This window comes from Winslowiella toletana (assembly GCF_017875465.1).
GTDB lineage: Bacteria > Pseudomonadota > Gammaproteobacteria > Enterobacterales > Enterobacteriaceae > Erwinia > Erwinia toletana.
Map to the genome: position 1 here is coordinate 5,059,290 of NZ_JAGGMQ010000001.1, position 24,945 is coordinate 5,084,234.

Sequence of the window (24,945 nt, forward strand, 5' to 3'; positions counted from 1 at the left end):
ACGGGGCGACGTTCTGCCCCGTTACGGTTCTATCGTTAGCTGCAACTCGCCGGCTAACGCTTCTTCCGCCTGTTGCAGGGTGGCGATAATCGCCGCGAACTGCGCGCTATCGGCATGCTGTGACAGATGGCGCAGCCGTATGCGTGCCGGCAGTGCCATCTCGCCGGTAACACTGTCCCATAACGCATCAAGATTAGCGCCGAAGGTGGTGCTTAGCTGACATCTGGCGGCAAACTGGCGGTAAAAGTCCGCAGTATTGCGGATATGGCGAAAATCGAGCGTGACGTTTAGCATCGCTTAATCCACCTGATTAAAGCTGCGGTAGTGATCTTTAGTGACAAAGATCAGCCCATCGCTGGAGTAAAGCAGACGGTCGGCGCTGCGATGACCGCACTGGTAATTCACATCCGCTTCATACCACTGACGTCCCTGCCGCTGCGGCAAGCGCCCTTCACGGTTGGCAAAACGGTCGCCACCAATGGCTTTTCCCGGCAGCGTAGCGCACAGATTGCCTTGCTGTGGTTGCCATCCCTGACGTCGGGCCTGACTTTTGCTGATGTAGTAATCGGGTAAACGCTGGTGCTGTTGCAGATAGCTGGCAACCCGACGTTCCGCAGTAAGCGCGCTGATATCGGCATTTGTCGTCGGCTGCTGATATCGGGCGGCAGGTGATACGGAGTTTGCCGGTTGCTTACCGGGTCTTAATCCCGCGACCGCAGCGACAATTGCCAGCGCCAGCGCGATCCATAATTTTTTATTCATAATCTTGCCTGCGTGATGTATCCGGACAGCACTATACCTGAGTAATCAGCGTGGCAGGAAGGCGGCAGGCGGGGGAAACTTTTGGCGCAGAAATATCGCGGTCAGCGGCGGGAGGGAAAAGTCGCGGGCCGGATGGTTCCGGCCCTGGCGCTGAATTAACTGTGCATGCATTCCGCTTGCTGCGTATGGCTGACGGTTCTGCGCCACGCGCCTGGCGCCTGACCATACTGGCGTTTAAAGCTGCGGTTAAACGACTGCTGAGAATCGAAGCCAAGAGAAATCGCCACATTAAGAATCGGCTCATCACTGTTGGTCAGTCGATCAGCTGATTTTTTTAACTTTTCGGCGCGAATATATTCGCCCAGCGGCAGGCCGGTATGCTCTTTAAACATGCGTTGCAGGTGCCATTTGGAGTAGCCCGCACGTTCAGAAACGGTATTGAGATCCAGTCGCCCTTCGATATGGTTGTCGATCCAGTCAAGCAGATCGTGAATGAATGCATCACTTCTCATTGTTCTCTCCCGTCACGCTGACGAATAGTAATAATATCAAGTACACTTTAATGCTGAGCGATCCTTAGACTAAATGCAAGTTTTATTATTACATTTAAAACCCTGCCAGATGCAGGGTCTTAACAGCGCAAACAGCCTTACTCTCTGCCCCGCCAAAACAGCACATAAAGTGTATCAGTAATTCTTGCAGTTAATTTAGTGCCTCCCTACAATCGCCCGAATAAGTGTATCTGTCATCGATACGTTATTTATGGCATTGGACAATCTGTCAGGCGGCTCAAACCGCCTTATTAACCGGGAATATAATAATGTTAAGCCTGCAAAAACCTTGGGTTACCTATGGGCAGCGACTGTTGGGGTCAGCGCTGCTTATCACCCTGCTGAATGGCTGTGATAACAGCGAGGCACAGAATGCCGCGCCGCCAGCCCCTGCGGTCAGCGCGGCGGATGTGGTGGTTAAACCGGTCAGCCAGTGGGATGCCTTTAATGGCCGCATCGAAGCGGTGCAGAGTGTTCAGCTGCGTCCGCGCGTATCGGGCTATATCGATAAAGTGAACTATCAGGAAGGTCAGGAGGTGAAAAAGGATCAGCTGCTGTTCACCATTGATGACCGCACCTATCGCGCGGCGCTGGAGCAGGCGCAGGCGGAACTGGTGCGCGCCCGTGCCGAAGCAAACCTGGCGCGCAGCGAATCCGGTCGTACCGAAAAACTGATTAACAGTCAGGCGGTATCGAAAGAGATGTGGGAACAGCGTCGTTCGGCAGCCTCGCAGGCGCAAGCTGATGTGCTGGCGGCACAGGCCGCCGTCGATATGGCGCAACTTAATCTCGACTTCACCCGCGTCACCGCGCCGATTGATGGCCGCGCCAGCCGCGCGATGATTACTGAAGGTAATCTGGTGACCGCCGGTGACAGCGCCAGCGTGCTTACCACCGTGGTTTCGCAGAATACGGTGTATGTCTATTTCGATATTGATGAAGCCACCTTCCTGCGCTACCAGCATCTGGCGCGAGATGGTCAGGCAGCCAGCACGGAGCACACTGCCCTGCCGGTCGAAATGGGTCTGGTCGGCGAGCAAGGCTACCCGCATCAGGGCAAAGTGGATTTTATGGACAACCAGCTGACGCCAGGCACCGGCACTATCCGGATGCGCGCCCTGTTTGATAACCGTGAACGTCAGTTTACACCGGGGTTATTTGCCCGTGTACGCCTGCCGGGCAGTGCTGAGTTTAATGCGATGCTGGTCGACGATAAGGCGATACTCACCGACCAGGATCGTAAGTTTGTCTATGTAGTGGATGCCGCAGGTAAAGCGCAACGCCGTGATATCGAAATCGGCCGTCTGGCGGAAGGTCTGCGCATTGTGCAGAAAGGCCTGAAAGCGGGCGACAAAGTGATTATTGACGGCATGCAGAAGATCTTTATGCCGGGAATGCCAGTAAAAGCGCAAACCGTGGCGATGACTGCCCGCTCCGGCACACCTGCCGTTAACTGATGCTAACCAGAGAATCCTGACTGATGGACTTTTCCCGCTTTTTTATCGACCGGCCAATCTTTGCGGCGGTGCTGTCGATCCTGATCTTTGTCACCGGATTAATCTCGATTCCGCTGTTGCCGATCAGTGAATATCCCGATGTGGTGCCACCGAGTGTACAGGTTCGCGCTGAATATCCGGGCGCCAACCCGAAAGTGATTGCCGAAACCGTGGCGACGCCACTGGAAGAAGCAATTAACGGCGTCGAAGGCATGATGTATATGAAATCGATCGCTGGTTCCGATGGCGTGATGGTGACCACGGTGACCTTCCGCCCGGGCACCGATGCTGACCAGGCTCAGGTGCAGGTGCAGAACCGCGTGGCGCAAGCCGAGGCGCGACTGCCGGAAGATGTGCGCCGCCTTGGCGTCACGACCCAGAAGCAGTCATCGACCATGACTCTGGTCGTTCATCTCTCCTCGCCTTCCGGGAAGTATGACTCGCTGTATCTGCGCAACTACGCCACGCTGAAGGTGAAAGATGAGTTAGCCCGTTTGCCGGGCGTCGGGCAAATCCAGATTTTCGGTGCCGGCGAATATGCGATGCGCGTGTGGCTGGACCCGAATAAGGTGGCGTCGCGCGGTCTGACCGCCTCCGATGTGGTGACCGCCATGCAGGAGCAGAATGTGCAGGTGTCCGCCGGGCAGCTGGGCGCTGAGCCGATGCCTAATCAGAGTGATTTCCTGCTGTCGATTAACGCGCAGGGCCGTCTGCAGGATGAAGAGCAGTTTGGCAATATCATCCTGAAAACCACCGACGATGGTTCAATTGTGCGGTTGCGCGATGTGGCCCGTATCGAAATGGGATCCGGCAGTTATGCGTTGCGTTCGCAGCTGAACAATGAGGATGCTGTTGGTATCGGTATCTTCCAGGCGCCAGGCGCCAACGCTATCGATCTTTCCAATGCGGTACGTAGCAAAATGGATGAACTGGCGACCCGCTTCCCTGAAGGTATGCAGTGGCAGGCGCCTTACGATCCAACGGTATTTGTTCGTGACTCGATAAAAGCGGTGGTGCAGACCCTGCTGGAAGCGGTATTACTGGTAGTACTGGTGGTGATTCTGTTTCTGCAAACCTGGCGCGCCTCGATTATTCCGTTACTGGCCGTACCGGTATCGGTAATTGGTACTTTTAGCGTGCTCTATCTGCTCGGCTTCTCGCTGAATACCCTGAGTCTGTTTGGTCTGGTGCTGGCAATAGGGATTGTGGTGGATGACGCCATTGTGGTAGTGGAGAACGTCGAGAGGAATATTCAGGAAGGCCTGACGCCGCTCGCCGCAGCTCATCAGGCGATGCGCGAAGTATCCGGACCAATTATCGCCATTGCGCTGGTGCTCTGTGCGGTGTTTGTGCCGATGGCATTCCTTTCTGGCGTTACTGGACAGTTTTACAAACAGTTTGCCGTCACCATTGCCATCTCTACGGTGATCTCGGCGATTAACTCGCTAACCTTATCCCCGGCGCTGGCGGCGCTGTTACTGAAACCGCATGATGCCAGTAAAGATCTGCCAACGCGTATAATCGATCGTCTGTTCGGCTGGCTGTTCCGCCCGTTCAACCGCTTTTTCAACAGCAGCTCGGCTGCTTACCAGCATAAGGTATCGCAGATCCTCGGACGCCGCGGCGCAGTATTTGCCGTCTATCTGCTGTTGCTGGTCGGCGCTGGCGTTATGTTTAAAGCGGTGCCGGGCGGCTTTATCCCTACTCAGGATAAGCTGTATCTGATTGGTGGCGTTAAGATGCCGGAAGGTTCGTCGCTGGCGCGTACCGATGCGATGGTTCGTCTGATTAGCAAAATAGGGATGGAGACTGAAGGCGTATCTTATGCCGTCTCTTTCCCGGGGCTGAATGCCCTGCAGTTTACTAATACGCCGAATACCGGGACGGTGTTTTTTGTTCTGAAACCGATTGAGCAGCGCAAGCATAACGCGGCGGAAATTAACGCCGAGATTAATGCTAAAATCAGCCAAATCCAGCAGGGTTTCGCTTTCTCCATTTTGCCACCGCCGATCCTCGGCCTTGGTCAGGGTTCTGGTTATTCGCTGTATGTGCAGGATCGTGACGGACTGGGCTATGGCGCGCTGCAAACCGCCGTCAACACCCTTTCTGGCGCCATTATGCAGACACCGGGCATGCACTTCCCGATCTCCACGTACCAGGCCAATGTGCCGCAGCTGGATGCGCAGATCGATCGTGATAAAGCCAAATCGCAAGGTGTGCCGCTAAATGAGCTGTTCAGCACGTTGCAGACCTATCTCGGCTCGTCGTACGTTAACGACTTCAACCGCTTTGGCCGCACGTGGAAAGTGATGGCGCAGGCTGACGGCCAGTTCCGTGACAGCGTGGAAGATATTGCCAGTCTGCGCACCCGTAACGATCAGGGCGAGATGGTGCCGATTGGCAGTATGGTTCATATCACCACCACCTATGGCCCGGACCCGGTGATTCGTTATAACGGCTATCCTGCGGCCGATCTGATTGGCGATGCCGATCCGCGGGTGCTGTCATCCGGAGAAGCGATGGCGAAAGTCAGCGGTATGGCGGCAAGCCTGTTGCCCAATGGTATGAATATCGAATGGACCGATCTGAGCTATCAGCAGTCAACCCAGGGCAATGCCGCGCTGATTGTCTTCCCGGTAGCGGTGCTGCTGGCGTTCCTGGTGCTGGCGGCGCTGTATGAGAGCTGGACATTGCCGCTGGCAGTGATACTGATTGTGCCGATGACCATGCTGTCAGCGCTGTTTGGCGTCTGGCTGACCGGAGGCGATAACAATGTGTTTGTGCAGGTAGGACTGGTGGTGCTGATGGGACTGGCATGTAAGAACGCCATTCTTATTGTTGAATTTGCCCGCGAGCTGGAGTTGCAAGGTAAAGGCATTGTCGAGGCGGCGCTGGAGGCTTGTCACCTGCGTCTGCGCCCTATCGTGATGACCTCAATTGCCTTTATCGCCGGTACCATTCCGCTGATTCTTGGCCATGGTGCCGGTGCGGAAGTCCGTGGCGTTACGGGGATTACGGTGTTCTCCGGCATGCTGGGCGTGACGCTGTTTGGTCTGTTCCTGACGCCGGTATTCTATGTCGCACTGCGCAAAATGGTTTCGCGTAACAAGGTGGTTGCCGAAACTCAAACGGCCTGATGCGTTCGCAGGCTGAAATAAGGTAGCAATAAATAAGGCCCGTGAGGGCCTTATTTATTTTATTACCAGAGTGAACCAGGGGTACGCGGAGGCTCTGGTGTGGGTTGATAGTTTTTACCCCGAACCAGCTTGCCATCTTTTCGCTCAAGCCACCCTGTTTCCAGCCAGTGCTCAACGGCTTCCTGTACAACAAGCTGCAAAATACGCCGTTTCTCTGGCGTTAGCGGATTAAAGTTCTGAACAGATGATGACATATCCCCTCCCATCTCCACATAATCCATTGTAGATCCTCCAGTCTGCCGGTATATGTTTATACGCAAACTTGCCATTTCTTTTTGCTTTCAAACCTGATAATTGATTATACGTTTTTTAAATCTGTCACTCGGTTATCAGAATTCTGTGCTGCATAAAATAAATAACCACCAGGTTGTCGCGCCGTATAATGAAGTTTTATTATTCTGACAACTTTCTTCAGCGTTAACGGAACAACGCCTGATAGTGATATATGCCGGAAGGAACCAAAGTTATCTATTCCATTGCCAATAATATCAAAGTAAAGCTCAACCATACCATTTTCAGGAAAGCCGATGGCAGGCAAATCAATATGATACTGTTTTGTACGCATCTCCTCTACTGTAAGGATATCGTTAAACACCAGGATAAATAATACATCTCCGACGTCAAAACTGGCTGTAATATAAGGTTTTCCATAATTAGAGTTGATCCTGAAACCACGCGGATAAGTTGTTTTCCCATACGTCACTTCTTCCATGAATTTATTACCTGAACTCACTTTCCTGTTCTGTTGTGATATTTGCGAGAGTGATTCAGACAAAAAATAATCGATAACAAGGTATTCAGCTGCTTATGTGATATAAGCCGCAAAGGAAGAACGCCGGACGAAGCAAAAAAAGGATAACGCAGAGGAAACCGACCGTTACATTAACGGCCGGTTTTTTTGCACTCATGCAGTACGGCATCGGGCTCCAGCAGATCCATACAACCGCTGGTATCGCCCTCGCGTAATGCGGCTAAAGCATCGGCAACGGTACGACCCGCCAGCACATTCAGTGATGCCTGCTCAGCTTCATCAACAATCGATTTAAAATACCAGCAGGCATTGGCGCTGACCACGCAACGTGCGGCCACTTCCGGACGTGCCGCCCAGATACGCTTGTCTTCAATTACCGAGCTGTAAATATCGCGCAGGGTAATCTCTTCAGCCGGACGACCAAGATGTATTGAGCCGGTCCGGCCAAGAGTGGAAAGGATAATGCCATCGCGAGTCAGCGGTACCATCAGTTTCCGGATAAAGCTTGGGTTAGCTTCCAGACCATAGGCCAGAATGGCGCTGGTCGAACGTTTACCCAGTTGCTCCGCCATCGCTACGCTGAGAACCATCTGCAAAGCTGTCGGGAAGCGATAATCTAACATACAGTCATCCTGGTTCGGCGAATCTTCTTTTTGTTGGCGCCGTTGCTGTGAATAATCAATAAGCAATAATATAACAAACACAGTTGCTTTTTAGAAGTAAGCCCGGTTGCGCAAGGCACATATTCATCATTCTTACCCTCGCCCGCGGGCGCTGATTTACTGCCGTTCAATCCTGCAATCGCCACGCTGCTGCGCGCAACAGACTTAATTTACACTTAAAATTAACACCCTGCCCTGCTGCCGTTATGATTGTTGATTGCGGTCAATATTCAAACGATTTATGCGCGTATATTGTGCGCACCTTCACCAGTAAACAGCTATAAAAGGCATAAAAATAAGATGAAATCCGCAAAATCACTCTTTACCGCAGTTTCAGCCTGCGTACTCGCTTTAGCCGCCCTGATTATCTGTGGTGGCGCGGTTTACCAACGCCTTATCAGCGGCGCAACGCTGTCATGGGCGCAAGCGCTAAACAACCATTTCCATTGGGGGATGGCGTTTGTGGTGCTGTATGGCGTCAGTATTGCCTTTAGCTTATTGATCGCCAGAGCATTTTTTGCCGAATCGCTTATCAGCAGCTCACGACGTGCCGAGTCTGCCGCTCTGCTGGAAAGCGAGTAACGGTTTACAATTTATTGCGATCAATTATTGGCTTAATATTGTCCAGTTCACGCACCTGCCGCGCAATGGCCATAATTTTTGGCGTATGTTGAGCAAACCATGCCTGTCGTGGTCGCCAGGCGATCATCACCGCCAGATAAGCATCCAGTAACGAAATCTCGCGACCAAATAAGTACGGCCCCGGCGGCGTAATCTGACTTTCCAGCCAGAGCCATAACTGCTGGCGATAACGTTCCGGCAATTCAAAGCCATTGACATCGATAAACTGATAAGGCTCCCCCGCCAGGGTATAGATGATTTCGATAATCGCTGAACCACACCCTGTGGCGCCATATAACTGCGTAATAGCTTGTTTATCATTCATATTACTCCTCAGTAAAAGTTATACTCTTTTTCAGCGCAATCTCTGTGTACAGACGGCATCACTGAAACAGGTGTCGTTACTCCTGCTCGCGAAAAAAAACGCTATGCCCCTGATCCTCGTTATAAATTTTGATTTTTCTCGCTGTAAAGCGTGTAATTAGTTTGTTTTTTTCTTCTGCTGTGAGTGTCAGTTTTTTAACTTTTTTAGCATTAAAAATTTCAGTGACATTCACATCAGAAGCGAGAAGAGTTTCGGTTAAAAGCGGATCTGCATTTTGCGTTACTTTATTAACGATTAAATGATTAAATGCCTCTTCTGTGCGAACTATAATTTTCAATTTTCGTTTTAATTCCTTTTCCTCTGAAAGAGTAAGATTTCTTGCATTTTCAATAACTTTTTGAACATACTTCATATCTGCTTTACAACCTCTCTCTGTCAATTTCAGCAGCGCAGATTCTGCATTTTCAAAAGCCTTTTGAACCAGGATTTCTCGTTTTTTCACCTTCGATTCAACCGCCTGTCTGAACTGCTCTGCATCTGCTGTATTTCGCGGCTGGAGTGGTCTGTCGATGGGGGCCTGGTTATCCGTTATAACCTGATGCAAAGTACCCGGTTCCAGAGCGCGGATTTCATTTAAAAATTCCCGACTCCTAATTGCTAACCGCAGACGGCTCCCGGTATCTATAGCAACCAGTGCATGTAATACACTACAATTATTATTTTTCTCCTGATACTCTGTACCATCAGGGGTTAAGGATTCTTTAAGCGCTTTTACCCATTCGTTATGGCTAAAAGTCTGTTCCGCATATTGTTTATCTATTGCCGACATAAAAGCATTTTTGTTTTTTACATCTGCAAGGCTAAATATTGGAGAGAAATCACCAACTGCCGTTTTTTTAGTAAGTATTGCATCAGCTATTGTTTTCAGTGAAGCTTCTTGCATCTCTCTCAATGCCCTATTTTTAGGACGCGAAGGATAATCATCAAGGACATATTTTAATTTATCGACCATCGAATAACTTTTAGATGCTTCCATTAGAGATGGCGGCACGCGGTGATATGTTCGACTTAAGTGAAATGTCAGTGCTTGTGGTGTGTTAATTATCTTTTCAATATTCAAGGGAGTTTCTCCCCTTGTCTCATAATGACTGTCCTTTTTCGATGAAGTAGTTTCTTGTAAAGCATCTATATTCATCGGAGTATCTCCTTTATATAATTAAAAAAGATAATTAATTTATATTTAAACGATATTAACAACATAAATAACGGGTTTTTACTAAAAGTAACTTTATCGTATCAGTAATATGCATCGTGAAATGAGATACTGCCATCAAAATAAGACCATCGGCGATGGGTAGTGACTTAGCAGGTAGAGTGCGTCATAGCTCAGTCACCTTGTAGCCCTATGCCGGATTGAAAAATACCCGCTTACCATTCCCTTCCAGCAAATCGCGTTTGCCGTCTACAGTTAAGTCAATGTCCACCCAACTGACACCACGATAAATGAAGCTGTTGCCCCCCTTTAAGCACTATTATCGGGCACGTCCCCGACTGCTGGTCGCCCTGCTGGTGGCCATCGTCAGCTTTTTCTTTTTGCCTGCCAGTCAGCCACTTGAGCAGCGGCTATTAATCAGCTGGAACCTGCTGGCCTGGTTATATCTGTTTTCTCTCTGGTGGATGATGATGAAAACGCCCGCAGCGGGGATAGCGCAGATTGCCCGCGCCGAGGACGAAAGCGCCGCTACGGTGCTGGCGCTGGTTTGTATTACCTGTCTGGTGAGTATTCTGGCCATTCTGCTGGAACTGGGAGCGGTAAAACATCTTTCGGGGACGGAGAGGGCTCAGCATATTGCTCTTACCGTCACCACGCTGATGGTTTCCTGGTCTTTACTGCCTACCACTTTCGCCATGCACTACGCACATATGTACTATCTGGTCGGTGATACAGCGAAAAAAACGCTGCTGTTCCCCGACAAACTTCCCGATCCAGGCTACTGGGATTTTTTATACTTCTCTTTCACCATCGCCGTAGCGGCGCAAACCGCTGATGTGGCCACCGGCAGCACCGCGACCCGACGTATTACCTTATTACAGGCGGTGTTGTCGTTTATTTTTAATCTGGCGATTCTGGGGCTTTCAATTAATGTCGGCGCGGGCTTGCTGAGCTGATCAGGCTGTCAGTTTTGTCAGTGCGGCGGCGCTGAGCTCGTCATCAGGTACATACACCAGCAGACGATCGCCATTACGCGGTGTCGACCACCAGTTATTCTGCCGTAGCGCCATTTTGCCGACTTCCGGGCGCCAGAAATGTTTGATCCGATTGTCAAACCCTTTCAGTTCATAGCGCTGCCAGGTCTGACGGAACTCTGACGAACTGGCCATCAGCCGCGCCAGCATCTCTTCCCACGCCGGATCGCCCAGATGCTCCCCCATCTGGGCGCGAAACAGCGCCACCATATGCGGCATCACTTCGTCCCAGTCAGCCATCGTGTCACGCCACGCCTGGTTGTTAAACGCCAGCCAGATACAGTTACGCTCTTCCGTCGGGATGGTGCTTAAATCAATGCCCATCAAACGGCACCAGGCGCGATTATACGCAAGAATATCAAAGCGCTGGTTTTCAATAATTGCGGGTAACGGATCGAGGGCATCCAGCATGATCTGGCTATGCGCCGAAACTTTAGCGCAGGCCTTAGCGGCGGCAAGCGTCGGATGCTGGTAGCCCGCCAGACGCAACAGATGACCGGTTTCGGTTTCGTTACACTGTAACGCCAGTGCTATTGCCGCCAGGGTTTTCGCCGATGCTTTAATATCACGTCCCTGTTCCAGCCAGGTGTACCAGGTCACCCCTACATCGGCCAGCTGCGCTACCTCTTCACGCCGTAATCCCGGGGTACGACGGTTACGCATCCGTGGTAATCCAAGGCGACCAGGATCGAGACTTTCGCGACGCTGACGCAAAAATGCGCCGAGCTGCAGCCGGTTACTTTTTTCCGTCAGAGAAAAGTCACTGATTAACGACATTCGCAGGTGCTCCGTAGTCAGGCAGGTAGTATTTATACCATGATAAGCAAGAACTGGTACCCGTTTAAAAGATATCTGATGCTATGCCCCATCATCATTAAATACAAGGTTAAGCATCATGAACTCCACTACGCTGCAGCGTTCCGGGCTGCTGGTTCTGCTTGCGGGGCAGTTACTGCCAATGATTGATTTTTCGATTGTTAATGTCGCGCTGGAGTCAATGGCAGCGTCATTACACGCCTCGCCACTGCAACTTGAACTGATTGTTGCAGTGTATGGCATCGCTTTTGCGGTCTGTCTGGCGATGGGCGGACGCTTTGGCGATAACCTCGGGCGGCGAAGGATTTTTACCCTCGGCGTGCTGCTGTTTGCCCTCGCGTCGCTGCTGTGCGGCGTAGCCAGCAATGTCGGGACAATGCTGGCCGCCCGCGCGTTACAGGGTATTGGCGCCGCGCTGATTGTGCCGCAAATTCTCGCTACTCTGCATGTCTGCCTGCATGGCCGTGAACATGCGCGCGCGATTGGCCTGTACGGCGGTATTGGTGGACTGGCGTTTATTATTGGTCAGGTGCTGGGTGGTTTTCTGGTGGGCGCCGATATTGGCGGTTACGGCTGGCGCAGTGTGTTTCTGATTAATATCCCGATCTGTCTGATGATCTTAGTGCTGGTTCGCCGTGTGGTGCCGGAAACCCGCAATGCTGAGCGCGTCGGCATCGATTTAGCTGGCACCAGCTTGCTGGGGGCAGCGATTGCCAGTCTGATGATTGCGTTATCCCTTGGCCCGCTGCTGCACTGGTCATGGCCCTGCCTGCTGTTGCTGGCGCTGTTCCCGCTATTACTGAAACGTTTATGGCAGGCGGAACTGCGTCTCGAAGCGCGTCAGGGTGTTCCGCTGCTGCCGCCCAGTCTGTTGCGGCTTTCTGCAGTGAAATTTGCGATTGGCATGGCGGTGCTGTTCTTCTCCAGCTGGAGCGGATTTATGTTTGCAGTGGCGTTAACGCTGCAAACCGGCATCGGCCTGAGCGCATTCCAGTCCGGTAACGCTTTTATTGCGCTGGGTGTCGCCTATTTTCTCGCTTCACTGCTGACCAGCGGGATGATTGAGCGGCGTGGCAGACTGACGACCCTGTTAACCGGCTGTGCGATCCAGATGTGTGGATTAGTGCTGCTGATACTGACCTTCCGCTTCGCCTGGGGGCATATCGGTATTGTACAGTTGATACCGGCCACAGCGCTGATCGGTTTTGGTCAGGCGTTTATCGTCGGCTGCTTTTACCGCATCGGTCTGGCGGAGGTACCCAAAAATCAGGCCGGCGCTGGCAGCGCGATGCTCTCTACCGTGCAACAGGCGGCGTTTGGCCTTGGCCCAATGTTATTGGGGTCAATATTTAGTCAGGTATTGCAACACCAGGCCAGTTATCAGCATGCCGTGATTGCCGCACTGACGGCTGAATGGTTGATTATGCTGGTACTGGTGGCGTACGCGGTGCTAACACGTCGCCAGCTTCTGCCACAGCCTGACTGCTAATTACTTCCTTCTGTCATCGTTCAGGGCCGCTGATAACTGGCCCTGAACCACACCTGATCGTTACTCTCCGACTTTTGCTGGTCTTATTACCCTACAAAATTAGCGCCATTAAAAAACACGGCTCAATTATTGACTATATTTTAAACATAAGACCTTGTTGATTTTTTGTTAATTTTTAACACAGCAAACAGGAGTTGTAATGAGCCATTACTATTATGTTGATACCAACCACAGCTATAATGATGCGCATGTGGTACACACCTCGGGTTGTCGCTATCTGCCAGCAGTCAGAGATCGCCGCTTTCTGGGTACCTTCTACACCACTGCAGACGCCCTGCTACAGGCAAAAAAATACTTTCGTAACGCCTATGGCTGCAACGACTGTTGTCCGCTGCCAAAAGAGAAAAAAGCGCCTGGCCGCAGGAAAAATGTGGATCTGCGACCTTTACAGTAAATCTTAATTTGCACTCCTGGCTTTCTGATACACGGGTTAATAATCAGAAAGCCATATCGCAACATCTGATGGATCTAATCATGAACAATAAGTATGCGCCGACACAGATCACCCTGCACTGGCTGGTAGTGATATTGCTGATAGTGACCTATGGCACAATTGAACTACGGGGTTTTGCTGAGCGTGGATCGCTGTTGCGTAGCGTGATGATCGCCACCCACTTCAGCTGTGGCGCGACCATTCTGCTGCTGATGCTGGCGCGGCTTTTCCTGCGCTATCGTCACACTGCACCGCCGATTACGCCACTGCCGCCCTTCTGGCAGCGCGCACTGGCGCATCTGCTGCATGCTATTATTTATCTGCTGTTTATCTCATTGCCGATTCTGGGCCTCAGTTCACGCTATCTGCGCGGGAACGACTGGATCATGTTTGGCCTTTCGATGCCGGTTGCCGATCCGGCGAACCGCGAACTGGCAGGTCAGTTAATCGATCTGCATGAAACACTGGCGCCGCTGGGTTACTATCTGATCGCCCTGCATAGCGCCGCCGCCCTGTTTCACCACTACCTGCTGAAAGACAATACGCTGTTACGCATGATGCCGGTTAAGCGCCAGAAATAGCGTAATTTTCCCGCAGTGATTAACCCGCTCTTTGACCGGGTGGGATAAATCACAAAAAAACTGCCGGGTTTAATGATTTTCTGGTTTCACTCATCGCATAAATAAAACACAATAGCGATTCTAAACGTGATGGACGTCACTATTTTTTGCGTCCCTGCGGATTTCGCCGAGTCGAAATGAACTTACCTCTGACATTCTGTTAATCCAATGCAATCAACCACTGTTTCACGCAAAACGGCCTGGCTACGCGTCGTTCTGCTTTCCATTGCGGCATTTATCTTTAATACCACTGAATTCGTGCCGGTGGGCCTGCTATCGGATATTGCCAGCAGCTTCGGCATGAATAGTCCTGACGTCGGGATTATGTTGACGATCTATGCATGGGTGGTGGCGCTGATGTCATTGCCGCTGATGCTGGCGACGCGGCAGGTTGAACGCCGCCTGCTGCTGATGGGAATTTTCGCGCTCTTTATTGTCAGCCATGTGCTGTCGGTGATGGCGTGGGATTTCCGCTCACTGGTGGTCTCACGCATTGGCATTGCGCTGTCCCATGCGATTTTCTGGTCAATCACTGCCTCGCTGGCCATTCGTGTCGCTCCGGCTGGCAAGAAAACCCAGGCGCTAAGCATGCTGGCGACCGGTACGGCGCTGGCGATGGTGCTGGGCGTGCCAATAGGTCGCATTATCGGCCAGTACCTTGGCTGGCGCATGACCTTTGGCATGATTGGTATTTCGGCGCTGGTGCTGGTGCTGATTCTGGTAAAACTGCTGCCAAAACTGCCCAGCGAACATACCGGCTCGCTGAGCAGTGTGCCGATGCTGTTTAAGCGCCCGGCGCTGGTCAGCCTTTATCTGCTGACTACGCTGGTGGTCACCGCCCACTACACCGCATACAGCTATATTGAGCCGTTTATGCAGGTGGTGGCGGCGATGGGTGAAAACTTCACCACCTTCCTGCTGCTGATTTTTGGTGCCGCCGGTATTCTTGGCAGTGTGATTTTCAGCGTTTTTGGCAACAAGTTCCCTTCCGGGCTGGTGATTGGCGCCATCAGCTTGATCACGTTATGTATGGGTCTGTTGCTGTTTGCCGCTATACATCCACAAGCGATTTCACTGCTGTGCATTATCTGGGGCATGGCGATGATGATGATTGGTCTGGCGATGCAGGTGCGGGTATTGTCGCTGGCTCCGGATGCCACCGATGTGGCGATGTCACTGTTTTCCGGCATTTACAATATCGGTATTGGCGCAGGTGCGCTGCTGGGCAATCAGGTCAGTCTCCATCTGAAGATGTCTGACGTTGGTAATACCGGTGCCCTGCTGGGGCTGATTTCACTGTTCTGGTGTGTATTTATCTTCCGCCGCTATCCGCAACTGCGCAGCAATGGCTGACAACAGAAAAGGCTTCGTCAGTCATTGGTGACTGGCGAAGCCCTTGTCCTGCTGAATTAATGCTTAGTTATAGATTACTGCGGTGCCATGCAACTTGTTCTGACCAGAGGTCGAAGTGATGCGGAATGACTTTGCGCCCGCGGCCTCAGCTTTCGCTGATAACTGGCTTTCCAGTGAGGTCAGATTTGAACTACCGGTCGCGCTCACCACTCCCACTTTCTGCTGATCGGCAGGCGAGATATCCACTTGTTGCGCGGCGACACCGGCAAATGAAACGGTGCTAAGAACCAGCGCGGCGACTGCATATTTGATGTTTTTCATTACGATACCTTTAATTTAAATTTTCGAATTTGTTGTTTAACGACGACTTACTGATAGATCACGGCAGTACCGTGCAGGTTGTTCTGACCTGAAGTCGACGTAATACGGAAAGATTTGGCGCCGGCAGCGCTGGCTTTCTCACTCAGCTGCGCTTGCAGTGAATCCAGGTTGGTGCCGCCGGTGGCGGAGATCACGCCAATCTGTTGCTGATTTTGCGGTTCACTGTTGACCAGCTCTGCGGCGAAGCTGCCAAATGACAGAGTGGACAGCGCGATAGCGATAACTGCAGTTTTAACGTTTTTCATAATCTTCTCTCTCTCAGATTCGGGTAGTTTCATGTTTGCGTCGTTATTAACTTAACGATCGATAACTAAATGCTAAACCTCCACCCTGCCTGTCGTCAACTCTATTTTTTAATGATCGTTAATTTAATCACTACCTCGATGATTTTACTGCGATTAAAAGCTGAAAATAATTTTCCCGCCACCGTGTTACAACCGCAGCGCACAGGATGTTAAGCAGCTTCTGTTGATTAAAATTTCTGTTCGACAAGCGGGACTTGATTATTTTTATAATGATCGGTAATTTAATTGCATAGGTTGTAAGCAGGATAAGTGAGGAGTTATGAGCAGCAATGAGGAACTCTGTATAAAAAAAGGTCGCGGACGACCAAAACTGTTTGACCGCGAAAGCGCGCTCGATAAAGCGCTGGCGCTGTTTTGGGCGCATGGTTATGAAGCGACATCTTTAGCCGATTTAGTGCAGGCAACCGGCGCGAAAGCTCCGACCCTGTACGCTGAATTTGAGAATAAAGAGGGACTGTTTCGTGCGGTGATGGATCGCTATATCGAGAAGTTTGCCGCCCAGCGCAAAGCCGCCCTTGCCTGTCCGGAACGGAGCGTGGCACAGGGCATTGAAAACTATTTCCGCTCTACTGCCGCCTGTTTTACGGATGGCGATAAGCCCGCAGGTTGTTTCTTTATCTGCACCTCAACCGCGCTTTCCGCTGACTCCGGTGAAGTGGCGGAAATGCTTCGCACACGCCATGATTTGCAGGAGGCCACGCTGCTGGAGTTTTTACAGCAGCGTCAGCAACAGGGCGAGATCGACGCAGCGCGCGATGTAAATCAGATTGCCAGCTATCTCTCCTGCGTATTGCAGGGCATGTCGGTGCGCGCCCGTGAAGGCGCCAGCCGTCATCAGCTGGATGGAATTATCGATACCATGATGCGGCTATGGCCAACGCTGGCGGGCAGTGCCTGTTGTTGATTTTTATTGCCTGGATACAGGGTGAGAATACGTCAGCACCATCATTTTTTTGCCGGCAAGCCCGCAATGCAGGCATTGAAACTTCCCCCGGCAATACGAGATCGACGATGTGATACCGGGCTGCCCGTTTAATAAGGCGTCAGTAAGTTTCCGCGCAGTAGCGGGAAGTCGCTGGCGCCACCGCTCAGCAACTTAATAGCCCGTTGCGCAAGGGTTTCCAGCGGATAAGCGATCAGCGGCAGATGCGGCTGACCATACGCGGCCGCAGAGCCATCGAGGCTGAATACCATCACCTCCTGCGGCACCGCACGCTGATAACGTTTCAGCAGATCCGCTACCTCCAGCCCCTGGTAGTAATCGGTCACCAGCAGCGCATCAAAAGCGATATGGCGATTGATTAGCTCCTGTAGCGCCACACTTGCCGACGGCTCTTCCGCCATAATTAACTGGCGATTAAACGGCATCGCCATACTTTCCAGCGCACTGCAGTAGCCCTGTAACACCTGATCCGCAGCGTCGCCCGGATTAAAATTAAACAGTGCGATTTTTCGGCGCTGCTGTGTCAGCAGATAATGCGTGGCGGTCTGGCTGGCAAACTCGTAATCAATGCCTACCTGCTGTCCACCACTGGCGTCCAGACAATCAATCAGCACCGCCTGCTGCGCCGCGTCCGGCAGCGGAAAGCGCGCGCCCACCACCATAATGGCATCACATAAGCCAGTGCTGAGTTCGGCGCAGGCTTGCGCCACTGCACTGCTGCTGTTAGCAAAACGCAGCAGCAGATGCTTTTGGTGCAGACGGAGCTGTTTCTCCAGCGCTTGCAGGTAGCCGGTGGCCTGCTGCATATGCTCGGTGGCGCAGATCACGCCAATACAATGGGTTGTCTGACTACTGAGTGACTGCGCAATGGCATTTGGCTTGTAGTTAAGGATTTCCACCGCACGCAGAACCGCCTCGCGACTCTGCTCTTTTACGCCACGGCTGCCGCTCAGCACCCGTGATACTGTGGCTTTTGACACCTGCGCCAGACGCGATACATCATTAATACTCGCCATTGTTCTCTCTTATCCCCGTCATACTTCAGACGGCATCTTTGTGCGCTGCGCCTGAATTATTTAGGGGAATATGTTAACCGGAAACCCGTTCTCAGCAGCGGTACGGGCAAACCATTCACCGCTTTTCTTGATACTGCGCTGCTGGCTGGCCAGATCGAGCTGCACAAAACCGTAGCGGTTTTTATACGCATTACACCAGGACCAGTTATCAATAAAGGTCCACATATGGTAACCGAGACAGTTACTGCCTTCGGCAATGCCGCGATGCAGCCACTGCAAATGCTCGCGGACAAACTCGATACGATAATCATCCTGGATCTGACCGTGCTGTGCAAAACGCTGTTCGTTTTCCACCCCCATCCCGTTTTCTGAAATAAAGCAGCGCGGATTACCGTAGTTCTCGCGCAGCAGTGTCAGAATGTCATAAATCCCCGGTTCATAGATCTCCCAGCCGCGGTAAGGATTCATTTTTCTGCCCGGCATTTCATAGTGGTCGAAAAACCACTCCGGCATAAACGGGCTGTCAGGATTGACCAGCGAATCGCGACATTTGATGCGTCGTGGCTGGTAATAGTTAATACCCAGCAGATCGACCACGCCCGCCGCCAGCAGCTCGCTATCGCCAGGCTGACAAAGCGGCAACTGCTGATGCCGTTTCAGCAGCGTCAGCAGTTCAGGCGGATAACTGCCCCGCAGCGCCGGATCGAGGAAACTACGGTTAAACATTAAATCAGCGATATTAGCCGCCTGTTTATCCGCCGGATGTTCAGAACGGGCATAGGATGGCGTCAGGTTGAGGATAATGCCAATTTCGCCACCCTGCTGGCGTTGACGATAATTTTTCACCGCCAGCGCATGAGCCAGCATGGTGTGGTACGCCACCGTTGCCGCGCGGCGGAAATCGACCACATTCGGGTAGTGGAAATCATACAGATAACCGCCTTCAACCGGCACGATCGGCTCGTTAAAGGTAAACCAGTGTTTAACCCGATCGCCAAACAGCTGAAAGCAGTGATCCGCATAGCGCGCATAGGCATTCACCACCTCGCGGTTTTCCCAGCCGCCCGCCTGCTGCATCACCAGCGGCATATCGAAATGAAACAGATTGATAAATGGGGTAATGCCCTGCGCCAGCAGCTCGTCGATCAGCTGATTGTAAAAACTCACCGCCTGCGGATTGACCGCGCCGCTGCCATCGGGGATCAGCCGTGCCCAGGAGAGGGAAGTACGAAAACTGTTGTGGTTAAGCTGCTTCAGCAAGGCGATATCTTCACGCCAGTGCCGGTAAAACCCGGAAGTCTCTGCCGGACCAATCTGCTGATGGAAGCGCGACGGTTGCTGGCTGAACCAGTGATCCCAGATGGTGGCGCTTTTCCCCCCGTTCAGGCTGTCACCTTCGGTTTGCGGCGCCGAGCTGGCGCTGCCCCACCAAAAATTATGCGGAAACTGATAGTGCATAACACATGCTCCTTATTAACGGGCGCTGATTTCCGCGCCTTGCGCGGCGACCGCCGTGGACTTTTCGGCTTCCTGCTGTAGCAGACTGCGTTCATACACCCGCAGGAAAGGCAGATACATCAGCGCCGACATCAGCATACAGAACAGACACATCACCACCGGGCTGAATGCCCAGTTGGCCGCCCATGAAGCGCCAATCGGTCCGGGCGTGGTCCAGGGCGCCATTGATACCACCTGCGCGACCCAGCCCAGTTTGGTGGCGGTCCAGGCGAAGATGGCGTTAATCATCGGTACAAAGATAAACGGCAGGAAAAACAGCGGATTCATAATAATCGGCATGCCAAACAGGATCGGTTCATTGATGTTAAAGAAGCTCGGCACAATTCCCATTTTACCGATGGATCGCAGATGCACCGTGCGGCTGCGCAGCAGCAAAAAGGCCAGCGGTAGCGTGGACCCAACGCCGCCGATCAGCAGATAAAAATCCCAGAAACCCATCAGATAGGTGTGCGGTAAGGTACTGCCTGCCTCCAGCGCGGCCTGGTTAGCGGCAAGATTGGTCAGCCAGAACGGATTCATAATGCCGGTGACAATCAGCGCACCGTGAATACCGGCAAACCACAGCACCTGGCATACCAGCACCGAAAGCAGCACCGCAGGCAGCGAGTCTGATGCAGAGACCAGCGGCGCCAGCAGATGCATTATCGCCTGCGGAATAATCATCCCGGTCCAGGACTCGATCAGCAGATTGAGCGGATGCAGTGTGGCGACAATCACAATCACCGGGATCAGAATTTCAAAAGAGCGCGCCACGCCGGTCGGCACCTCTTTCGGCAGGCGGATGGTGATATTGTGACGCTTCAGCCAGGCGTACACTTCGCTGCTATACAGCGCGGTAATGATGGCGGTGAAAATCCCCTGGCCGGAGAAGTAATCAGTGGAGATTTTACCGTCCTGATAAGGAGCAGCCACCAGCAAAAATCCCATAAACGCCAGTAAGCCGGTCATCACCGGATCGAGTTTATAATGTTTGCCCATACTGGCGCCGATGCCAACCGAGATAAAAAAAGTCATCACCCCCATACTGAGGTAATACGGCAACATCAGCTGTGCCCGGTGATTCAGTGAAAAGTCGAGCCAGGCGCGGGCAAAGCGCCATGTGGTATCCTGAGAAAATGGCGGAAAGATAAACACCAGCATAAAAGAGCCGATAATCATAAATGGCAGTGCGCTGACAAAGCCATCGCGAATGGCGATGACATGGCGCTGCTGCCCTACTGCGCCGGCCATCGGCGTGATATGGCGCTCGATAATGGTGACCAATACCTGATAGACGGAGCTCATCTCGCGGCTCCTTTGCTGGCAATCAGCTCGAGGGCGAAATCAAGCACGTTATCACCACGCTGCATGCCGTAATCCATCATATTGATCACGGCGACCGGAATACCCTGTTCAGCGCCTTTTGCTTTCAGGTTATCGAGCATATATTTGATTTGCGGTCCTAACAGTACCACCTGATAGTCGGTAAAATGGTCGCCAAACTCGGTGGCGCTGTAAGCGCTAATCTCCACCGCCAGTCCACGCCGGTCGGCCTCTTCCAGCATCTTACGCACCAGTAAACTGGTCGACATCCCGGCGGAACAACAAAGCATAATTTTGTGCATGGTGTTTATTCCCTGTCAGTAATCCAGCCCTGAGTGGAAACGATATGGAAACCGGTTTCCATAGATGCTGCGCAATTATGCGAGCAGCTTCAAGAAATGCCGCTACTTACCATAACAGGATGTGAAATACATCACGAAGACTTATGCAATCAGGAACGATGATTGCCGCAGCAGCGTCTCATTTCAGCAGGTGGCGCCAGCAAAATTGCTGGCGCTGATTAACCGCTCCCTGTTACCTCGGCGCGCCGCTATGTTTGCCAGTCAGCCGCGACAGCAAATGCTGACGGTCAATCTTGCCATTTGGCGTTAACGGCAGCTGGCTGACCACCTGCATCTGCGGCAGCATATAGTCAGGTAAACGCTGTTCAAGCCACAGCGCCATCTCCGTTTTACTGAATGCATCAGGGGTATTCGGTACAATAAAGGCCACCAGTCGTGGTTCTGCACTGGTTTGCCTAACCACACAGACCACAGCGGCCTGTAACAACCTGCTTTCCAGTAACTGAAACTCAATCTCTTCAATTTCAACACGATGGCCGCGAATTTTAATCTGGTTATCGCTGCGTCCGGCAAACATAAATACCCCGTCGCTGCGCTGCCAGCCCAGATCGCCACTGTCATACAGACGCATGGATTGCACGTGCCCCTTCATGCTGACCAGAATAAACTTCTGCATATTGATGTCCGGTCGCTGCCAGTAGCCACGCGCTAACCCTTCACCGCCAAGCCAGATATTGCCAATCGCGCCGGGGGCTACCGGCTGTCGCTGATCATCCAGAATAGCCGCGCTGGTGTTATTAATCGGCAGACCAATGGGCACTTCGCCGCTGAGCGAGGTGCAGAGCGTCAGATCGTGATAAAGCGCAAATACCGTACACTCCGTCGGGCCATATACCGCCAGCAGATGACGTGGTCGCGCCGCCTCCAGCACTTTATTTAGCATCGCCGGATTGATGGCTTCACCGCCTACCAGCAGATAGTTCATATAGCGGAAGGCGCGTGGACAGGTGGCGGTAAGCAGATTAAAGCGCGCGGTGGTGATAAACATAATGCTGACTGAATATTGCTGAAGTGCGGTTTCAAAACGCCAGGGGTCCGCGATCGTCTCTTTGCCTATCAGCACCATGGCGGCGCCATTCAGTAAGGCGCCCCAGACTTCAAACAGCGAGGCGTCAAAAGAGGGACTGGCAATCGCCGCCAGCCGATCCTTAGCGGTAATAACAACATAATGGCTGTTAACCACCAGACGAATAATGCCCCTGGCTTCAATTTCCACCGCTTTTGCCTGGCCAGTGGAACCAGAGGTGAATAACAGATGAGTACGGTGAGTGAGCTGCCCGTCAAAACAGGTTAACGACAGCTCCTCCGGTGCATGGTCGGCGATATTATCCAGCAGCACCGATTCAGCAACGGACCACGGGCGTTGCCATTGCTGGTCGGTAATAATCAGACTGATATGCAGATCCTGCAGCATATGACGAAGGCATTGCTCAGGCAGCGTGGGATCGAGCGGCACGCAACTGCCGCCTGCCCATAAAATAGCAATCTGGCTAATGATTTGCTTAATACCTGGCGGTAATAAGATCGCCACCGGTTGTTCCTGTCGCAGATCTTTTTCACGCAAATATATTGCCAGCGATTGGGCGCGCCGTGCCAGTTCAGCATAACTTATCGTCTGATCTGCGGTGATGATTGCAGGATGTTGTGGATTAATTTCAACTTGCTGCAAAAATAGCGCAATCAGGCCTTTATCATGGGGATAGTAGGATGAGTGGCCTATATTAAGTATATCCGTGCGGACAGTATATTTTTCCATAGTAAATCACCTCAACACTCCAATGTGAAATGGCAGTATAAGGTAATTTTTTCGCCGCAAAAGCCCCTGTTGATTATTTTTTGTGCGCGTTAAGTTTCAGAGCAATGTGCAGCATAACTGAACTATCCTGCTACTGCTGCGTGTACATACGATGCAATTAACTCTCACGTTGCTGCCACAGCAGCCAGCCTTCAACCTGTACCGATGGCAATGGACGTGAGTAGTAAAAGCCTTGCGCCTGATCACAGCCGTAAGCGCGCAGCGAATTGGCGGTCTCTTTATCTTCCACCCCTTCAGCCAGCACCACATAGTCCAGCTCTTTCAGCATGCTGATAACGCTGCGGGCAATAATACGGCTGGCAGTGTCGCTCGCCAGCCGGTCGATTAACGAACGGTCCAGCTTGATAACGTCCATCGGGATGCGTCGCAGGTAACTGATATTGCTGTAACCGGCGCCGAAATCATCCAGCGAAATGCGAAATCCACGCAATTTCAGCATATCCAGCCCGTTTAACGCCGCACTGCTTTCCAGTACTTTTTCCGTTTCCAGGCATTCAATACCTAAATCGTCGGGCTGAAGCCCCATACGCAACATTTTCTCTTCCAGCATATCGGCAAAACCAGGGCGCGAGAAATCACTGACGGTGACATTCACCGACACCGGAATGCGTATTCCTTTATTTTTCCACTGATGCAGCTGTTTCAGGGTGTTATCAATCACCCAGTCGGTCACTTCGCTCATCAGACTGGTCTTTTCCACCAGCGGAATAAATTTGGCGGGCGAAAGCTCACCTAATAAAGGATGCCGCCAGCGAATCAGCGCCTCAAGCCCGACGGTTTTTCCGCTTTGCAGATTCACCTTCGGCTGATATACCAGATACAAGCCACTGTTACTCTGCAGGGCAGCGGCCAGGTCATTCATCAATAAATAATCCTCATTATGCTGATTGTCGACCACGGCGTTGTATTCAAGGAAGTTCTGTCGGCTGCTAATCGCTTCGTGCAGTGCACTTACCGCCCTTCTTAAGGCTTCGGTGGCATTAATTTCACCAGCGGTAAAACGCACCATGCCGGTAAAAACATCAAGACTGACCGAGATATCATCGGTTATTTGCGCGCGGATGCCTTCCAGTTTACTACTGACACTGCTGCCGGTCAGCGTGCTTCCTTCGCTGACCAGTAAGGCAAAGCGTCCGGTCGCCGCCGTGTACAGCACATCACCCTGTTTCAGACGCAGACGCAGTCGCAACAACATCGCGATATCACGCAGCAACGCCTCGACGGCGTTCATCCCCAGCGTTCTCGCCATCTCATAAGCGCGCGGCATATCAATACAGTCGATTAAAATCAGCTGCTGCGGCGGCTGTTTGTCGCTTTCGGCAAGCAGTTCGATATCGCGCAGCAGGCGCTGACGATTGGGCAGCAGCGTAACAACATCAATATAGCCGGCTTTATACCACGCCTGCAGGTAGCCGGTGACCAGACTGCCAAGCAGTTCCAGCGTCTCGATATCCTTCGTCGAGAATGGGTGCGGTTTGGTATCGGTCACGCAGAAAGTGCCAATCACCGCCCCTTCTGCCGTTCGTAGCGGCACGCCGGCATAGAAACGAATCCAGGGCGCGCCAAGCGTAAGCGGGTTGCGGCTAAAACGTTCATCGCTGAGCGTGTCGTAACAAACGGTTACTTTTCCCGACTCGGCAGTATGACGGCAGAATGCATCGTTAATTGAGCTTTCGGTCAGGTCAAAATTATGTGAAACCCGAATATACTGGCGTTCATCATCAATAACCGAGACAAAACTGGCTGGAATATCAAGGACTTCACTGGCCAGCCGAATAAATTTCTGCAAAATATCATCGCGCGTGCTGTCCGTGGATTTCAGCATTTCCAGTGCGGCAATACGTTTTAATTCTTTATTGTGCTCACTTACCATTTTATGCATCACCGAAAAATATCGGGAATTAGGATTATTCCCACAG

At 52.0% G+C, this 24,945-nt stretch carries 26 protein-coding genes; 9 read left to right on the top strand and 17 right to left on the bottom strand.

Going from position 1 to position 24,945, the window contains the following annotated elements:
• Nucleotides 1-21: 21 nt before the first annotated feature.
• From J2125_RS23700 to J2125_RS23710, 3 genes are all read right to left on the bottom strand, one after another.
• Complete coding sequence (locus J2125_RS23700; RefSeq protein WP_017798898.1) at nt 22-294, bottom strand: barstar family protein; 273 nt, start codon at nt 292-294, stop codon at nt 22-24.
• A 3-nt stretch (nt 295-297) separates the two neighbouring features.
• Nucleotides 298-762, bottom strand: coding sequence for a ribonuclease domain-containing protein (locus J2125_RS23705; protein WP_017798897.1), 465 nt, complete (start codon nt 760-762; stop codon nt 298-300).
• A gap of 155 nt (nt 763-917) precedes the next feature.
• Nucleotides 918-1,274: a helix-turn-helix domain-containing protein gene (locus J2125_RS23710; RefSeq protein ID WP_017798895.1), complete on the bottom strand. Its 357-nt coding sequence runs from the start codon at nt 1,272-1,274 to the stop codon at nt 918-920.
• A 308-nt stretch (nt 1,275-1,582) separates the two neighbouring features.
• Here J2125_RS23710 and J2125_RS23715 point away from each other — a divergent pair, with 308 nt between their 5' ends.
• On the top strand, nt 1,583-2,770 hold the full coding sequence (locus J2125_RS23715; RefSeq protein WP_017798894.1) for an efflux RND transporter periplasmic adaptor subunit: 1,188 nt from the start codon (nt 1,583-1,585) through the stop codon (nt 2,768-2,770).
• 23 nt (nt 2,771-2,793) lie between these two features.
• Nucleotides 2,794-5,946 carry a multidrug efflux RND transporter permease subunit OqxB gene (oqxB, locus tag J2125_RS23720; RefSeq protein ID WP_017798893.1) on the top strand — a complete coding sequence of 1,051 codons (3,153 nt, stop codon included), beginning with the start codon at nt 2,794-2,796 and terminating at the stop codon, nt 5,944-5,946.
• Nucleotides 5,947-6,008: 62 nt separating this feature from the next.
• Here oqxB and J2125_RS23725 read toward each other — a convergent pair whose 3' ends face one another.
• From J2125_RS23725 to J2125_RS23735, 3 genes are all read right to left on the bottom strand, one after another.
• Nucleotides 6,009-6,227, bottom strand: a complete 219-nt coding sequence (locus J2125_RS23725) for a hypothetical protein (RefSeq protein WP_017798892.1) — start codon at nt 6,225-6,227, stop codon at nt 6,009-6,011.
• Between the two features lie 77 nt (nt 6,228-6,304).
• Entirely contained in the window at nt 6,305-6,718 is a 414-nt protein-coding gene (locus J2125_RS23730) for a hypothetical protein (RefSeq protein ID WP_017798891.1), read from the bottom strand.
• Between the two features lie 170 nt (nt 6,719-6,888).
• Entirely contained in the window at nt 6,889-7,380 is a 492-nt protein-coding gene (locus J2125_RS23735) for an RrF2 family transcriptional regulator (RefSeq protein WP_209499549.1), read from the bottom strand.
• 339 nt (nt 7,381-7,719) lie between these two features.
• Here J2125_RS23735 and J2125_RS23740 point away from each other — a divergent pair, with 339 nt between their 5' ends.
• Entirely contained in the window at nt 7,720-8,001 is a 282-nt protein-coding gene (locus J2125_RS23740; protein ID WP_209499550.1) for a hypothetical protein, read from the top strand.
• Between the two features lie 4 nt (nt 8,002-8,005).
• Here the strand turns inward: J2125_RS23740 and J2125_RS23745 are convergent, their stop codons facing one another.
• Together J2125_RS23745 and J2125_RS23750 are read right to left on the bottom strand one after the other, a co-directional pair.
• Entirely contained in the window at nt 8,006-8,365 is a 360-nt protein-coding gene (locus J2125_RS23745) for a glutathione S-transferase family protein (protein ID WP_244987165.1), read from the bottom strand.
• A 76-nt stretch (nt 8,366-8,441) separates the two neighbouring features.
• Nucleotides 8,442-9,560: a hypothetical protein gene (locus J2125_RS23750; RefSeq protein ID WP_209499551.1), complete on the bottom strand. Its 1,119-nt coding sequence runs from the start codon at nt 9,558-9,560 to the stop codon at nt 8,442-8,444.
• A 308-nt stretch (nt 9,561-9,868) separates the two neighbouring features.
• Between J2125_RS23750 and J2125_RS23755 the strand changes: the two genes are divergently transcribed.
• Nucleotides 9,869-10,534: a DUF1345 domain-containing protein gene (locus J2125_RS23755; RefSeq protein ID WP_017798889.1), complete on the top strand. Its 666-nt coding sequence runs from the start codon at nt 9,869-9,871 to the stop codon at nt 10,532-10,534.
• Here the strand turns inward: J2125_RS23755 and J2125_RS23760 are convergent, their stop codons facing one another.
• Complete coding sequence (locus J2125_RS23760; RefSeq protein ID WP_017798888.1) at nt 10,535-11,389, bottom strand: helix-turn-helix transcriptional regulator; 855 nt, start codon at nt 11,387-11,389, stop codon at nt 10,535-10,537. It abuts the gene before it with no gap.
• Nucleotides 11,390-11,507: 118 nt separating this feature from the next.
• Between J2125_RS23760 and J2125_RS23765 the strand changes: the two genes are divergently transcribed.
• The 4 genes from J2125_RS23765 (at nt 11,508) to J2125_RS23780 (ending at nt 15,383) form a co-directional block, all read left to right on the top strand.
• On the top strand, nt 11,508-12,917 hold the full coding sequence (locus J2125_RS23765) for an MFS transporter (RefSeq protein ID WP_017798887.1): 1,410 nt from the start codon (nt 11,508-11,510) through the stop codon (nt 12,915-12,917).
• A 199-nt stretch (nt 12,918-13,116) separates the two neighbouring features.
• A complete protein-coding gene (locus J2125_RS23770) occupies nt 13,117-13,371 on the top strand; it encodes a hypothetical protein (protein WP_017798886.1) in 255 nt (84 codons plus the stop codon).
• An 80-nt stretch (nt 13,372-13,451) separates the two neighbouring features.
• Nucleotides 13,452-13,991 carry a cytochrome b561 gene (gene cybB / locus J2125_RS23775; protein WP_017798885.1) on the top strand — a complete coding sequence of 180 codons (540 nt, stop codon included), beginning with the start codon at nt 13,452-13,454 and terminating at the stop codon, nt 13,989-13,991.
• Between the two features lie 207 nt (nt 13,992-14,198).
• Nucleotides 14,199-15,383, top strand: coding sequence for a sugar transporter (locus J2125_RS23780; protein ID WP_017798884.1), 1,185 nt, complete (start codon nt 14,199-14,201; stop codon nt 15,381-15,383).
• 63 nt (nt 15,384-15,446) lie between these two features.
• On the opposite strand, the gene bhsA (J2125_RS23785) is transcribed toward J2125_RS23780, so the two are convergent.
• Nucleotides 15,447-15,704, bottom strand: coding sequence for a multiple stress resistance protein BhsA (gene bhsA, locus J2125_RS23785; protein WP_017798883.1), 258 nt, complete (start codon nt 15,702-15,704; stop codon nt 15,447-15,449).
• A gap of 47 nt (nt 15,705-15,751) precedes the next feature.
• The gene (gene bhsA / locus J2125_RS23790; protein ID WP_017798882.1) at nt 15,752-16,009 is read right to left on the bottom strand and encodes a multiple stress resistance protein BhsA; all 258 of its coding nucleotides are present in this window, start codon (nt 16,007-16,009) and stop codon (nt 15,752-15,754) included.
• 319 nt (nt 16,010-16,328) lie between these two features.
• Here bhsA (J2125_RS23790) and J2125_RS23795 point away from each other — a divergent pair, with 319 nt between their 5' ends.
• Nucleotides 16,329-16,973, top strand: coding sequence for a TetR/AcrR family transcriptional regulator (locus tag J2125_RS23795; RefSeq protein WP_017798880.1), 645 nt, complete (start codon nt 16,329-16,331; stop codon nt 16,971-16,973).
• Between the two features lie 128 nt (nt 16,974-17,101).
• Here J2125_RS23795 and J2125_RS23800 read toward each other — a convergent pair whose 3' ends face one another.
• From J2125_RS23800 to J2125_RS23825, 6 genes are all read right to left on the bottom strand, one after another.
• Complete coding sequence (locus tag J2125_RS23800) at nt 17,102-18,028, bottom strand: LacI family DNA-binding transcriptional regulator (protein WP_017798879.1); 927 nt, start codon at nt 18,026-18,028, stop codon at nt 17,102-17,104.
• A gap of 60 nt (nt 18,029-18,088) precedes the next feature.
• Nucleotides 18,089-19,486 carry a glycoside hydrolase family 1 protein gene (locus J2125_RS23805; RefSeq protein WP_017798878.1) on the bottom strand — a complete coding sequence of 466 codons (1,398 nt, stop codon included), beginning with the start codon at nt 19,484-19,486 and terminating at the stop codon, nt 18,089-18,091.
• 15 nt (nt 19,487-19,501) lie between these two features.
• Complete coding sequence (locus J2125_RS23810; protein WP_017798877.1) at nt 19,502-20,830, bottom strand: PTS cellobiose transporter subunit IIC; 1,329 nt, start codon at nt 20,828-20,830, stop codon at nt 19,502-19,504.
• A complete protein-coding gene (locus J2125_RS23815) occupies nt 20,827-21,150 on the bottom strand; it encodes a PTS sugar transporter subunit IIB (RefSeq protein ID WP_017798876.1) in 324 nt (107 codons plus the stop codon). Before J2125_RS23815 ends, J2125_RS23810 begins: the two co-directional genes overlap by 4 nt.
• A gap of 232 nt (nt 21,151-21,382) precedes the next feature.
• Nucleotides 21,383-22,966, bottom strand: coding sequence for an amino acid adenylation domain-containing protein (locus J2125_RS23820; protein ID WP_017798875.1), 1,584 nt, complete (start codon nt 22,964-22,966; stop codon nt 21,383-21,385).
• A gap of 157 nt (nt 22,967-23,123) precedes the next feature.
• Nucleotides 23,124-24,908, bottom strand: a complete 1,785-nt coding sequence (locus tag J2125_RS23825; RefSeq protein WP_017798874.1) for a sensor domain-containing diguanylate cyclase — start codon at nt 24,906-24,908, stop codon at nt 23,124-23,126.
• Nucleotides 24,909-24,945 lie beyond the last annotated feature (37 nt).